This is a genomic window from Rhodoferax sp. GW821-FHT02C08, from assembly GCF_059421805.1.
Genome location: NZ_JBWKVR010000006.1, coordinates 133,371 through 146,837, shown reverse-complemented (window position 1 = coordinate 146,837; position 13,467 = coordinate 133,371). Strand labels below are relative to the sequence as shown.

The window sequence follows — 13,467 nt, the reverse complement described above, 5'->3', positions numbered from 1 at the left end:
GCGGTACGCTGAATAAAAGAAAGGCGCTGGCGTTCCGATGCAAGTAGGGAAAAGGCGGCAAGAGAGGGGGGGTAGGGTCTGGCATTTTCGCCCTTGGCCCAAAGAATGCATACTCGATACGCTTTGTTTCAATTCGAACCATTTTTTTACTGGAAATGCCCATGCTTCTGCGATCTTCCGTTCGGTACACCCGTGGCTTGCATTTAGCTCTGTTGGGCGCTTGCGTGGCGCTGCTTCAGGGTTGTGACAGTCCTCCATCGACCATCAAAATTGGTGTAGCCCAGCCCTTGACCGGCAATTTAGCGCCGTTGGGGCAAGACATGCTCAATGGGGTCACGTTGGCGGTAGAAGAGCTCAACAAGCAAGGGTTTCAGGTCAATGGCAAATCTGTGACCTTGGAGGTGGTGGCTGTGGACGACCGCGCTGATGCCAAGACAGGCGTGGAGGTAGCCCACCAACTGGTGGATGCCGGCGTAGTGGCCGTCGTGGGCGATTTGAATTCTGGTGTCAGCATCGCGGCGGCGCCTGTTTATGCCGAAAAGAGCATCGCACAGCTGGCTATTTCCACCAACCCCAAATTTACCGAGCTGGGCCTCAACACAACCTTCAGGCTTGTAGCCAATGACACGTTGCAGGCGAAGGCCATTGGCAGCTTTGCGGCATCACAAATCAAGGGCAGCAAATACGCGTTGCTGGACGATGGCACGCCTTACGGGAAGGGGCTGGCCGCTGGCGCTGGAGCACAGCTCAAGGCGGCTCAAAAGAACATCGTTTTGGTGCAGTCGTTTGACGATAAAACGACTGCGTTCGATGAGTTGGCCCAGAAGATGAAGGCCGAGGGCGTGGAAGTGATCGTTTCTACGCTGAACGACTTCCAGGTGCTGGCCTTGTTTGAGGCGCTGAAAAAGGTTGACCATGCCGATGTGACCCTGCTCGGCGGCGACACCATCAAGACTACGTTGATGCGCAAGGGAGTCTCTGCTGGACAGCGTGTATTCGCCACGTCGCCAAGTTTGGATGTGGGGGAATTCCCCGCCGGCCAGGCCTTCCTGGACAAATATCGCGCCAAGTTCAAGATCGACCCCGCTTATGCAGGGCACTACAGTTACGACGCCACCTATGTGCTGGCCGCAGCCATCCGTCGTACGCCTTCGGCCAAGCCTGCGGCTGTCGTGGAGGCGCTGCGCAAGCTGGATGGCTATGCACCCGTGACCGGCTCCATGAAGTGGGATGCCAAGGGTGAACAACGCTATGGCGTAATCGGTGTTTACCGCGTGCGCGACGGTGCATGGGAATCCCAGGTGCGCTCCGACGTCTGGTAGGCAGGCGGCTCCGGCGCGGGTTGCGGAGCTTTACACGCGCTATATCTTGTGCTTGGTTTTTCCCTCAAAAAGGTGGAAGACGTGGGTGACGTAGCCCCTGTGCGCGCCTATCGTTCAGGGGTCGCCCAAATGGGTGAATGCTGTACCGCTTTACCCGCTGTTGCACTCTCGTAGCTGCAGCGTGTCACGCTGCAGATCTACTTGAGGAGAGCCCCTGATGAACTGTCGCAACGCCCATTTTTGCCCCGTACGCCCCAGCCTGCCCAAGACCTATGGCCGGCCCGTGCCCGTGCGAGGTGCAGTGCTATGAGCGAGGTCGTTCTGGTGCTGGCCCATGCGGCTGATGCGGGTGCTGCGTCGGTTGCGGCATCCTTGCATTCCATGCTGCGCGAAGACTGCGCCTGCGCTGCGGTGGAGGTCTGGACCGTGCGGCCCGCCATGCTCAGCCAGGCCATCTGGTCGCACCATGTGGATGACCATGGCCATGCTGAAACGCAGTTCACGCTGCCGGGCCGGTCCGCGTTGCTCAGCAGCCAGGTGCGCGCTGTTTTCAACCGTATCCAGCACCTGCCCATGCCCAGTTTTTTGTACGGCAGCGCCCAGGACCGCGACTATGCGGCGGCCGAGTTCCATGCCTTGATGCAAAGCTGGCTGGCATCCTTCGGTGACCGCGTTCTGCATTCGCTGCGCAACCAGCCCTTGTTGTCACCGCAGTTACCCATGCTGCGCTGGGCCCAGGCGGCGGCCCAGTGCGGCCTGCCCGTGGCGCAGCGCGATGCTGGCATGCCGGCGCTGGAATGGGATGCCACCGTACTGGTGGCGGGCACGCAGACCACGGGCGTGCTGGCGGGTCGCTTTGGCCGGGCTTGCGTGGCGGCGAGCCAGGCCTTGGGGTTCTCTGTGTTGGAGTTCCGCTTCGTGCGCAGAGACCAGGTTTTTGTGCTGGTCGGCGTAAGCCCGTACCCGGCCCTGACCGACCTGGAGGACATAGACGCTGTGGCCACCTGCATCTGTGATCTGGTGCACAGCCAGGCTGCTGTCGAGCTGGAGCGCGACGGCGTCGCATGATCCTCGTTTACGGCCAGGCGGACGACCCACCCATTAGCTGCCTGGTGCGGGCCTTGCAGGCCGTAGACGCAGCCTATCTGCATCTGGACACGGCCGCGCTGGACCAGGCTTCGCTGGACATCTCGGTCGGCCCGCCGGGCATATCGGGCGAACTGGTGGTGGTCAGGCAGGCACTGCTCCTGCAAGACATTCGTGCCGTCTACGCGCGCCCCTCTCCACCCATGCTGCTGGATGGCGCTTCGGCGGCCAATGCCCATGCGCAAACCCTGCACCAGCAGCTGCTGGACTGGTTTGACATCGCCCCGGTACTGGTGGTCAGTCGGCCCGCAGCCATACAGGCCAATGCCTCCAAACCCCTGCAGACCCAGCGCATGGGCGAAGCGGGCTTTCTGGTGCCGGCCACCCTGGTCAGCTCCGACCCCGAGGCGGTGCGCAGCTTTCGCAATCAGCACGGGCGTGTGATGTTCAGCTCCATCAGCGACGCAGATGTGGGTGTGGCCGAGCTGGATGACGCCAGCCTGTCGCGCATGCACCGCCTGGCGCAGCTGCCCACCCAGTTCCAGGCCCATGTGCCCGGGGTGGACATCTGCGTCCATGTGGTGGGCGAGCAGGTGTTTGCCGCTGAGGCCAGCAGCGACGCTGGCTGGAGCGCCACCAGCCTGCCAGATGCCGTAGCCGCCCAATGCGTGAGCATGTCGCAGGCCATGGACCTACCGCTGGCCAGCATAGACCTGCGCTTGCGCCCGGACGGCACCTATGTCTGCTTTGAAGTCCACTCCTTGCCTGCCTATAGCGCGTTCGAGGCGCAAAGCGGCCTGCCCCTGGCGGCCGCGCTGGCGGACTTTCTGCATGCGGCCTGATGTGCGGCTGGCGCATGTAAATACTGCGCATGGTGCTGTGAAAAATATAGCGTTTGTAGGGCTTGAGAACCGGGACTGCTGAACCCGGCATGGGTGCACTGCAGTCGTGCATAGGCACCATCTGTGTGCCGAGAAATGCGCTTTTGTATGCCTTGCTGATCTAGAACTTTGGGTTGAGCTAGCGTGTGTACAGAGGTGGGCGCGCAGTTTTACCACCCAGCTTCTTCGTTGGCATCGAATTTGCATGCTTGATCAACGCGGGGCGGCCACTCTGGATCGCTTCTTCAAATGACAGCTAGGGTTCCGGCCGCTTGAGCATCAAGCGGTGTCTGGTCCGAGAGCAGTCGGCCAGCAGCGGCCCATACCGCTGCCGGCTCCACGGCGGGACAAAAGCCCGGGAGGTTCACTTCGTTGTCGAGGTGGTCTCCCGCATTTGTTTTTCAACCTTGGAGCTGTTATGTCTTTCCATTTTTCTCCGATTTCTCTTGCGTTCAAACGTTGTGCCGTCAGCGTCTGTATGGTGCTGGTCGGCCTGGGGGCGGTCAGCCTGCCCCGGCCGGCTGCCGCCGAAATCAAGGTCGGCCTGTCCGACTGGCCGGGCTGGGTCGCCTGGTATGTGGCCGAGCAAAAAGGCTTCTTCAAGAAATACGGCGCTGACGTGAAGCTGGTCTGGTTCGCCAATTACACCGACTCCATAGGCGCGTTGTCCTCCGGGCAGTTGGATGCCAACTCGCAAACCTGGTCCGACACCCTGGGCCCGCTGGCCAAGGGCCTGCCGCTGAAGGCGATTCTGGTGAACGACAACTCGGCCGGCAACGACGCGCTGATGGTCGGCCCCAAGATCACCTCCTTCGCCCAGCTCAAGGGCAAGAAGGTGGCGCTGGAGCAGTACAGCATCTCGCACTTCGTGCTGGCCACGGCGCTGGCCAAGAACGGCATGAAGCTGGGCGACGTGAAGATCGTCAATCTGTCGGCCGGTGATGCCGCTGCCGCCTTCATCAGCGGCAAGGTCGATGCCGCCGTGCTGTGGAACCCCTGGGTGCACCAGATCGAAGCCAGCGGCAAGGGCAAACCTCTGTTCACTTCCAAAGACATGCCCGGCCTGGTGCCCGACCTGCTGGTGGCGCAAGACAAAGCCATCCAGACCAAGCGCAAAGAGCTGGTCGGCATGATCAAGGCCTGGTTCGAGACCGAGAAGTTCATCCGCGAGCAACCCACCGAAGCCGCCAAGATCATGTCCAAGGTGGTCAGCATGTCGCCCGAGGAATACACGGTGTTCCTGCCCGGCACCAAGTTCTTCGACGCCACCGCCAACACCCAGGCGTTTGATGCCAAGAATGCCTTGTCGCTGTCCAGCACCGCGCCGACCATTGCCGCATTTTTGACGCAGTACAAGCTGATCGATGGCAAGCCGGACGCCGCCAAGGGCATAGACGGCACGCTGGTCCAAGACGCGCTGAAGTAAGGCACGCGCGATGTGGTCGATAAGACTGGCGATCTCGCGTCGCAGTTACGGCTTGCTTGCGCTCGCCGGCCTGGTGGTACCACTGCTGGGCTGGGCGCTGCTGAGCGCGTTTGCCGGCGTCAGCCCGGTGTTTCTGCCGGGTCCGCAGAAGGTGGTGGCACGCATCATCACCTGGGCCATGGAAGACGACCTGCTGGGCGACGCCGCCATCAGCACCTTGCGTGTGGTCACCGGCTGGGCGCTGTCGGCCCTGTTGGCGCTGCCGTTGGGCCTGCTGATCGGTAGCTGGCGCGCGGTGCAGGCCCTGCTGGAGCCGCTGACCGACTTCATCCGCTACATGCCCGCCGTGGCCTTCATCCCGCTGGTGATGCTGTGGGTCGGCATCGACGAGGGCGCCAAGGTGGCCATCATCTTCATCGGCACTTTCTTCCAAATGGTGCTGATGGTGGCCGAGGACGTGCGCCGCGTGCCCATGGCACAGATCGAAGCCGCGCAAACCATGGGCGCGACCCGGCGTGAGGTGCTGGAGAAGGTGATCCTGCCTTCGGCCAAACCGGCGCTGCTGGACACCTTGCGCATCACCATGGGCTGGGCCTGGACCTACCTGGTCGTCGCCGAGCTGGTGGCCGCGAACTCGGGCCTGGGCTTTGCGATTCTGAAGGCCCAGCGTTTTCTGCAGACCGACAAGATCTTTGCCGGCATCTTGCTGATCGGCTGCATCGGCCTGGCCATTGACCAGCTGTTCCGCCTGCTGCACCGCAAGGCATTCCCCTGGATGCACGGACGTTGATATGCACTCCCATAAATCCATTTTTCGGGCGAATTGCGTCGTTGCGCGGTGCTCGGAATCCTCATGCACCAAAGTGCATTCCGGTGTCCTGCGCTCCGTGCGCCTAGCACTTCATCCCGAAAACCTGAATTTCTAGAAGTGCATATATGAAAATCGAATGCAAAAACGTCTGGAAATACTTCGGCCAGACCATGGCCCTGAACGACGTGAACTTAGGCATCGCCAACAACGAGTTCGTGACCTTGGTCGGCGCTTCGGGCTGCGGCAAGTCCACCTTGTTGCGGACTCTGGCCGGGTTGGAAACGCACAGCAAAGGCGACGTCTTGGTGGATGGCAAGCCGATCGCCGGTCCCGGCCAGGACCGGGCCATGGTGTTTCAGCACTACAGCCTCTACCCCTGGCTGCGCGTGTCAGAAAACATCCGCTTCTGCCGCCAGCTCAGCGCCCAGACCCGCAACCGCAGCAGCGCCGATGTAGAGGCCGCTTCGGGCCGCGCCGACGCGCTGCTGCAGCTGATGGGGTTGACGGCTTCGGCCAACGCCTATCCCAACCAGCTCTCGGGCGGCATGCAGCAGCGCGTAGCGATTGCCCGTGCGCTGATGGGCAAGCCGCAGATACTGCTGATGGACGAGCCCTTTGGCGCGCTGGACGCGCAAACCCGCGAGGTGATGCACGACCTGATCCTGCACGTGCACCGCCTGGAGCGCACCACCATCGTGTTTGTCACGCATGACGTGGAAGAGGCCATTTACCTCGGCCACCGCGTGGTGCTGATGGCGCCGCGTCCGGGCCGTATCGACTCGATCTACGAAGTGCCCCTGCCGACCAAGCGCGAGCAGGACATGAAGCTGGCTCCCGAGTTCCTGCGCCTCAAACGCCAACTGCTGGACCGCATCCGCGAAACCTCGGGCATGAAAACCGACCTGGACCAATTGCAAAAACTCACGCAACTGGCCGAAGAAAGGAACCCTGTATGAACCCCATCCCCGCCAACCAACTGCTGTGGGAGGAACACCTCCCCGGCGGCAACCATTGGTCCGGCCGGCTGCGCCGCGGCACGGCCTTGCGCCTCACCGACCTGCAAGGCGGCGCCAATGTGTCCGCGCTGTTCTTCAACGCCGAGCAGCCGCTGGAGCGCTACAACATGCCCGACACCTTGAAGTCGCAGCACACCGCCTTTCTCACCGCCGGCTATGTCTGCCAATCGGACATGGGCCGGGTGCTGTGCTCGATCACGGCCGACAGCCTGGGCTGGCACGACACCTGGTGTGGCGTGAGTGACGCGGCCATGGTGCTGGCCCGGTACGGTGAGAAGCGCTACCAGCAGCACCGCAACGCCATGCACCGCAACGGCCGCGACAACCTGCTGATCGAGCTGGCCAAGTGGGGCCTGGGCGCGCGCGACCTGGTGCCCAGCGTCAACTTCTTCAGCAAGGTGGTGCCTGATGCCGACGGCGCACTCAGCCATGTGAGCGGCCACAGCGTGGCGGGCAGCTATGTGGATCTGCGCTTCGAGATGGACACCCTGGTCGTGCTCAGCAGCGCACCGCATCCGCTGGATGTCAGCACCGCGTATGCACCCGCAGACGTGCAGCTCAGCGCCTACCGCGCCGACGCTGTGGCCGCCGACGACGTCTGCCGCACCCAGTGCGCGCAGAACGGCCGCGCCTTCACCAATACCGAACGCTACGTAGCGTCCACTGGAGTGGCAGCATGAGCAAGCTTTTGGAAAGCCCCCTGAACCCGGCCAATGCCGTGCTCGACCAGACCTGCATGGCCGGCGACCCCTGGATGGCCACGGTGCGGGCCGGGCAAACCTTGCGCATCCTCGACCTCGAAGGCAACCAGGCGGTAGACACGCTGTTCTACAGCGCCGCCAACGCCGAGGAACGTTACAGCGCAGCCGACACCATCGCCCGCAACGGCCAGCTCTACCTGGGCCTGGGCTCGCGCCTGTACTCCAGCGAAGGCCGTGTCATGCTGAGCATCACCGCAGACACCTGCGGCCGCCACGACACCTTGGGCGGCGCCTGTTCCAGCGAGAGCAACACCGTGCGCTACGCGCTGGACAAGCGCCCCATGCACAGCTGCCGCGACAGCTTCATGCACGCGCTCTGCCACTGCCAGGAAGCCGGCGTTTTAGGCCTGGGCAAGCGCGACATCGCACCCAACATCAACTTCTTCATGAACGTGCCGGTCACTCCCGATGGCCATCTGAGTTTTGAAGATGGCATCTCTGGCGCTGGCAAGTACGTGGAACTGAAGGCCGAGATGGACGTGGTGGTGCTGATCTCGAATTGCCCGCAGCTGAATAACCCCTGCAACGGCTACAACCCGACGCCGATCCGCTTGCTGGTATGGGATTGAGTTGCCATTGAATTCGTAGCTGCTGGCGCAGGTACTACCTGCGCCATAGGCCGATTTTCTTTGAATTTGCATTTGCCCGCGGGACGACTCGTGGCGCGCTATCCACTTGGTGGGACGACCCACCCATGAGGACATCCTTATGTTCGATACCGTTTTGATCGCCAACCGCGGCGCCATCGCCTGCCGTGTGATCCGCAGCCTGAAGGCGCTGGGCCTGCGCTCGGTGGCCGTGTATTCCGAGGCCGATGCCGATTCGCTGCACGTGGCGCTGGCCGATACCAGCGTCTGCATCGGCCCGGCACCAGCCGCCCAAAGCTATCTGGACCCGCAGCGCATTCTGGATGCAGCGCGGGCGACGGGAGCGGGCGCTATCCACCCCGGCTACGGCTTTCTGTCCGAGAACCCGGACTTCGCCCAGGCCTGTGAAGACGCCGGCATCGCCTTCGTCGGCCCCACGCCCGCGCAAATGCGTGCCTTCGGCCTGAAGCACACCGCCCGCGCGCTGGCCGAGGCCCAGGGTGTGCCGCTGCTGCCCGGCAGCGGTTTGCTCAGCGACCTGGCGCAGGCGCAGAGCGAGGCCGCGCGCATCGGCTACCCGGTGATGCTCAAAAGTACGGCAGGTGGCGGTGGCATCGGCATGCGGCTGATACGTAGCGAGGCCGAAATGGGGCCGGCTTTCGAGGCGGTGCAGCGCCTGGCCCAGGCCAATTTCAAGGACGCGGGCCTGTTCCTGGAAAAGTTCGTCGAACGCGCCCGCCACATCGAGGTGCAGCTGTTCGGCAACGGAAAAGGCCAGGTGGTGGCGCTGGGCGAACGCGACTGCTCGGCCCAGCGGCGCAACCAGAAGGTGATCGAAGAAACCCCGGCACCCGGCCTGTCCGACGCTACCCGCGCCGCCCTGCAACAGACCGCCGTGCGCCTGGCCGAGGCGGTGAACTACCGCAGCGCCGGCACGGTGGAGTACGTGCTGGACGCCGACACCGGCGCCTTCTATTTCCTGGAGGTCAACACCCGGCTGCAGGTAGAGCACGGCGTGACCGAACAGGTGACCGGCGTGGACCTGGTGGCCTGGATGCTGAAGCTGGCGCGCGGTGATGACTTCGCGCTGGACGTGCCGGCGCCGCAAGGCGCATCCATCCAGGTTCGCCTCTACGCCGAAGACCCGGCGCGCAACTTCCAGCCCTGTGCGGGTGGGCTCACCGAGGTGGTGTTCCCAGCAGACGCACGCATCGAAACCTGGGTCGCCACCGGCAGCGAGGTGCCGCCCAATTACGACCCGATGATCGCCAAGCTCATCGTCACCGGCAGCGACCGCTTTGACGCCGTCGCCAAGCTGCAGGCCGCGCTGGCAGCGACCCGGCTGGCGGGCATAGAAACCAATCTGCGCTATCTGCGCACCGTCGCCGCCGACCCGGTGTTTGTCGAGGGCTGCATGGTCACGCGGAGCCTGGCCGATCTGCACTACCAGCCGCAGGCGCTGGAGGTGCTGGACGCCGGCGTGCAGACCACCGTGCAAGACCACCCGGGCCGCGTCGGCTACTGGGCCGTCGGCGTGCCGCCGAGTGGTCCGATGGACGATCTGGCGATGCGGCTGGCGAACCGCCTGGTCGGCAATGCGGAACATGCCGCGGCGCTGGAATGCACGCTCAGCGGCCCCAGCCTGCGCTTCCATTCCGACACGGTCATTGCAGTTTGTGGCGCAGCGATGGCCGTCAGCGTGGACGGTGTGCCGCTGGCCTTGTGGCAGTCGCACCTAGTCAAGGCTGGCAGCGTGCTGAAGCTAGGCGCGGTGCGGGGCGCGGGCGCACGCACCTACCTGGCGCTGCGTGGCGGGCTGGACGTCCCGCTGTACCTGGGTAGCCGATCCACCTTCACGCTCGGTCAGTTCGGCGGCCACGCCGGGCGCACTTTGCGGGTGGGAGACATGCTGCACATTGGCGCGGATACCGTCGCCGAGCCGCTGGCCGCCTTGCCGGCCGAGGTGGTGCCGGTGTACCAGAACCACTGGGACATCGCCGTGCTCTACGGTCCGCACGGTGCGCCGGACTTTTTCACCGATGGTGACGTACAGATGTTCTTCGGCACCGACTGGCAGGTGCACTACAACTCCAGCCGCACGGGGGTGCGCCTGATCGGCCCCAAGCCCGAGTGGGCGCGGCGCGATGGCGGCGAGGCCGGGCTGCACCCGTCGAACATCCACGACAACGCCTACGCGATTGGCGCCATCGACTTCACCGGCGACATGCCCGTCATCCTCGGGCCTGATGGCCCGAGCCTGGGCGGCTTCGTTTGCCCGGCCGTGGTGCTGGCCAGCGAACGCTGGAAGATGGGCCAGCTGCGTCCCGGCGACAGTGTGCGTTTTCGCTGTGTGACGGCCGACGAGGCCTTGGCCCTGCACGCTGCGCAAGAACGCCGCATTGCCGATCTGGCCTGGAACCCGCCCGAGACTCCGCAGCGTGTTGAAGCCGTTGGTTCGCCCATCCTGGCCCAGCGCGCCGCCCAGGGTGAACGTCCGGCGCTGGTGCTGCGCCAGGCCGGCGACCGCTATGTGCTGGTCGAGCTGGGCGATGCGGTGCTGGACATCGCGCTGCGCTTGCGCGTGCACGGCCTGATGCAGTCCCTGCAGGCGCAGCAGCTGCCGGGCATCGTGGACCTGACGCCGGGCATACGCTCGCTGCAAATACATTTCGAGCCGCTGGCGCTGGATGTATCTGCGCTGATAGCTGCGATTTTTGTAGCAGACGATGCCTTGGGTGATACCGACGACCTGGTCGTGCCCTCGCGCACCGTGTACCTGCCGCTGAGCTGGGACGACAGCGCGACCCGGCTGGCGATCGAGAAATACATGCAGTCGGTGCGGCCCGATGCGCCCTGGTGCCCGAGCAATATCGAGTTCATCCGCCGCATCAATGGCCTGGGCAGCATTGCCGAAGTCCAGCGCACGGTGTTCGATGCCCGCTACCTGGTGCTGGGCCTGGGCGATGTGTACCTAGGCGCACCGGTGGCCACGCCGCTGGACCCGCGGCACCGCCTGGTGACCACCAAGTACAACCCGGCGCGCACCTGGACGCCGGAGAACGCCGTGGGCATCGGCGGCGCCTATATGTGCGTCTACGGCATGGAAGGCCCGGGCGGCTACCAGTTCGTGGGCCGCACGCTGCAGATGTGGAACCGCTGGCGCGATGCGAGCAGTGGTGCGCCAGCGTTTGAGGCCGGCAAGCCGTGGCTGCTGCGCTTCTTCGACCAGATCCGCTTCTACCCGGTGGGCGAGGAGGAACTGCTGCAGATCCGCCGCGACTTCCCTGCCGGCCGCTACCCGCTGCGGGTGGAGGAGGGCACGTTCAGCCTGCACGACTACCGCGGCTTCCTGGCCGACAACGCCAACGACGTCGCCGCCTTCCGCGCGCTGCAAGGCAATGCGTTTGAGGACGAGCGCGAGCGCTGGCGTGTGGCAGGCCAGGCCGAATACGTGGGCGAGCCCGAAGCCATCGACGCCGCCGTGTCGCAAGACGACTTGCCCCCTGGCGCGCGCAGCGTGGCCAGTGCTGTGCCCGGTAGCGTGTGGAAGCTGTTGGTGGCCGAAGGGGACGCGGTGGTGGAGGGCCAGCCGCTGCTGGTCATCGAGTCGATGAAGATGGAATTCACCGTCGCTGCGCCCTGCGCCGGCACGGTGTGGCGCATGGCCTGCCGTGAAGGCAGCGCCGTGGCGGCAGGGCAAGACGTGGTGGTCATTGTGGGCATGACGCAAGGAGAAGAAGCATGAGCAAGACAGAGATTTCCCTGAGCCTGGGTGCACTGCAGCAGGCCTACCGCGACGGCAGCCTGACGCCGCTGCAGATGGTGGAGCAGGTCGTCACCGCGATTGGCGACGACCTGCACACCGCCTGGATACACCGCATCGACGCCGCCACGCTGCGTACCCGTGCTCAAGCCCTGATGGACCGTGGCCCCGAGGGCTTGCCGCTGTGGGGCGTGCCGTTCGCCATCAAGGACAACATCGACCTGGCCGGCGTGCCGACCACCGCCGCTTGCCCGGCCTACGCTTACACGCCACAGGCCAGCGCCTTCGTGGTGCAGCGGCTGATAGACGCGGGTGCTATCGCCATCGGCAAGACCAACCTGGACCAGTTCGCCACCGGCCTGAACGGCACGCGCTCGCCGTATGGCGCCTGCCGTAACTCTTTCAATCCGGACTATGTATCGGGCGGCTCCAGTGCTGGCTCGGCCGTGTCGGTGGCACTCGGCCATGTGAGCTTTTCGCTGGGCACGGACACCGCCGGTTCGGGCCGGGTACCGGCGGGGTTCAATAATCTGGTCGGCCTGAAACCCAGCCTGGGCCTGCTGTCCACCAGCGGCGTGGTGCCCGCCTGCCGCTCGCTGGACGCGGTGTCGATCTTCGCGCTGACGGCCGACGACGCGCAGCAGGTGTTCGCCGTCGCCCATGGCTATGACGCGCAAGACGCGTATGCCCGCCCAGCCCAGCCGCACGGCCATGACTTCGGCCGTGCCGCCCGGCCACGCCTGGGCGTGCCGCGTGCGGACCAGCTGCAGTTCCTGGGCGATAGCGGCTACGCGCAGTGCTTTGAAGAGGCTCGCGTCCATGCATTGGCGCTGGGCGCCGAGCTGGTCGAGATCGACTTTGCACCCTTCTTCGAAACTGCGCGCCTGCTCTACGAAGGCCCGTGGGTGGCCGAGCGCTACCAGGCGATCCGCGCGTTCATCGATGCGCAGCCGGATGCCGTTTTCCCCGTCACGCGCGAGATCACGCTGGGCGGCGTCAAGCCGCTGGCGGCCGATGCGTTCGCCGCCCAGTACCGGCTGCGGGCTTTAGCCCAGCGTTGCGCTACGGTCTGGGCCAGCATCGACTGCATGCTGCTGCCGACCGCGCCCACCATCCACCGCATAGCCACCATGCTGGCCGAGCCGATTGCCCGCAACAGCGACTTCGGCATCTACACCAATTTCGTGAATCTGCTGGACTACGCGGCCATCGCGGTGCCCTCTGGTTTCCGCGCCGATGGCCTGCCGTTTGGCATCACCTTGGTGGCGCCGGCGCACCAGGACCAGCCACTGCTGCACCTGGCGCAGCGCTGGCAGACAAGCCTGCAGGGCAGGGCGGCTACGCTTGGCGCTACGGGCCATGCCTCCGTGCCCTTCGAGGCAGGGAATGCCGTACCTTCAGGCCAAATCCAGGTGGCAGTCTGCGGCGCCCATCTGCAAGGCCAGCCGCTGAATCCGCAGCTCACCAGCCGTGGCGGGCGCCTGGTGCAGCGCACCACGACGGCACCGGAATACCGGCTCTACGCCTTGGCCGATGGCAAGCGCCCCGGCCTGGTCCGGGTGGCCGAGGGCGGGGCTGCCATCGAGGTGGAAGTCTGGGAGCTGCCCGGCGCCCAGTTCGGTAGCTTTGTGGATGGCATTCCTGCGCCGCTGGGCATAGGCCGGACGCTGCTGGCCGATGGCTCGTTGGTGGCGGGCTTCATCTGCGAGCCCTCGGGGCTGGACGGCGCGCGTGACATCACCGCGTTCGGTGGCTGGCGGGCATATTTGGCGGCATCCAAATAAAAAAAGCGCTGGTAAACCAATTGCCAGCGC

10 protein-coding genes and 1 riboswitch are annotated in these 13,467 nt (G+C 64.7%); all 10 genes read left to right on the top strand.

Translation table 11 applies throughout. From position 1 onward, the window contains the following. Positions 1–161 precede the first annotated feature (161 nt). The 10 genes from AC07VY_RS09620 (at position 162) to atzF (ending at position 13,437) form a co-directional block, all read left to right on the top strand. Entirely contained in the window at positions 162–1,322 is a 1,161-nt protein-coding gene (locus tag AC07VY_RS09620; protein ID WP_495097234.1) for a branched-chain amino acid ABC transporter substrate-binding protein, read from the top strand. Positions 1,323–1,628: 306 nt separating this feature from the next. Beyond that, positions 1,629–2,390, top strand: coding sequence for a hypothetical protein (locus tag AC07VY_RS09615; RefSeq protein WP_495097233.1), 762 nt, complete (start codon positions 1,629–1,631; stop codon positions 2,388–2,390). Next, complete coding sequence (locus tag AC07VY_RS09610) at positions 2,387–3,250, top strand: ATP-grasp domain-containing protein (protein WP_495097232.1); 864 nt, start codon at positions 2,387–2,389, stop codon at positions 3,248–3,250. Before AC07VY_RS09615 ends, AC07VY_RS09610 begins: the two co-directional genes overlap by 4 nt. 284 nt (positions 3,251–3,534) lie before the next feature. Next, a riboswitch (guanidine-I (ykkC/yxkD leader) is annotated at positions 3,535–3,653 on the top strand. Between the two features lie 54 nt (positions 3,654–3,707). Beyond that, the gene (locus AC07VY_RS09605) at positions 3,708–4,715 is read left to right on the top strand and encodes an ABC transporter substrate-binding protein (RefSeq protein ID WP_495097231.1); all 1,008 of its coding nucleotides are present in this window, start codon (positions 3,708–3,710) and stop codon (positions 4,713–4,715) included. Between the two features lie 10 nt (positions 4,716–4,725). Beyond that, positions 4,726–5,505: an ABC transporter permease gene (locus AC07VY_RS09600; protein ID WP_495097230.1), complete on the top strand. Its 780-nt coding sequence runs from the start codon at positions 4,726–4,728 to the stop codon at positions 5,503–5,505. A 146-nt stretch (positions 5,506–5,651) separates the two neighbouring features. Then, positions 5,652–6,482 (top strand): ABC transporter ATP-binding protein, encoded by an 831-nt coding sequence (locus tag AC07VY_RS09595; protein ID WP_495097229.1) that lies wholly within the window; start codon positions 5,652–5,654, stop codon positions 6,480–6,482. Continuing rightward, positions 6,479–7,222, top strand: coding sequence for an urea amidolyase associated protein UAAP1 (locus tag AC07VY_RS09590; protein ID WP_495097228.1), 744 nt, complete (start codon positions 6,479–6,481; stop codon positions 7,220–7,222). Before AC07VY_RS09595 ends, AC07VY_RS09590 begins: the two co-directional genes overlap by 4 nt. Then, a complete protein-coding gene (locus AC07VY_RS09585) occupies positions 7,219–7,872 on the top strand; it encodes an urea amidolyase associated protein UAAP2 (protein ID WP_495097227.1) in 654 nt (217 codons plus the stop codon). Before AC07VY_RS09590 ends, AC07VY_RS09585 begins: the two co-directional genes overlap by 4 nt. Before the next feature lie 139 nt (positions 7,873–8,011). After that, positions 8,012–11,635: an urea carboxylase gene (gene uca, locus AC07VY_RS09580; RefSeq protein ID WP_495097226.1), complete on the top strand. Its 3,624-nt coding sequence runs from the start codon at positions 8,012–8,014 to the stop codon at positions 11,633–11,635. Beyond that, positions 11,632–13,437 carry an allophanate hydrolase gene (atzF, locus tag AC07VY_RS09575; protein WP_495097225.1) on the top strand — a complete coding sequence of 602 codons (1,806 nt, stop codon included), beginning with the start codon at positions 11,632–11,634 and terminating at the stop codon, positions 13,435–13,437. Before uca ends, atzF begins: the two co-directional genes overlap by 4 nt. Positions 13,438–13,467 lie beyond the last annotated feature (30 nt).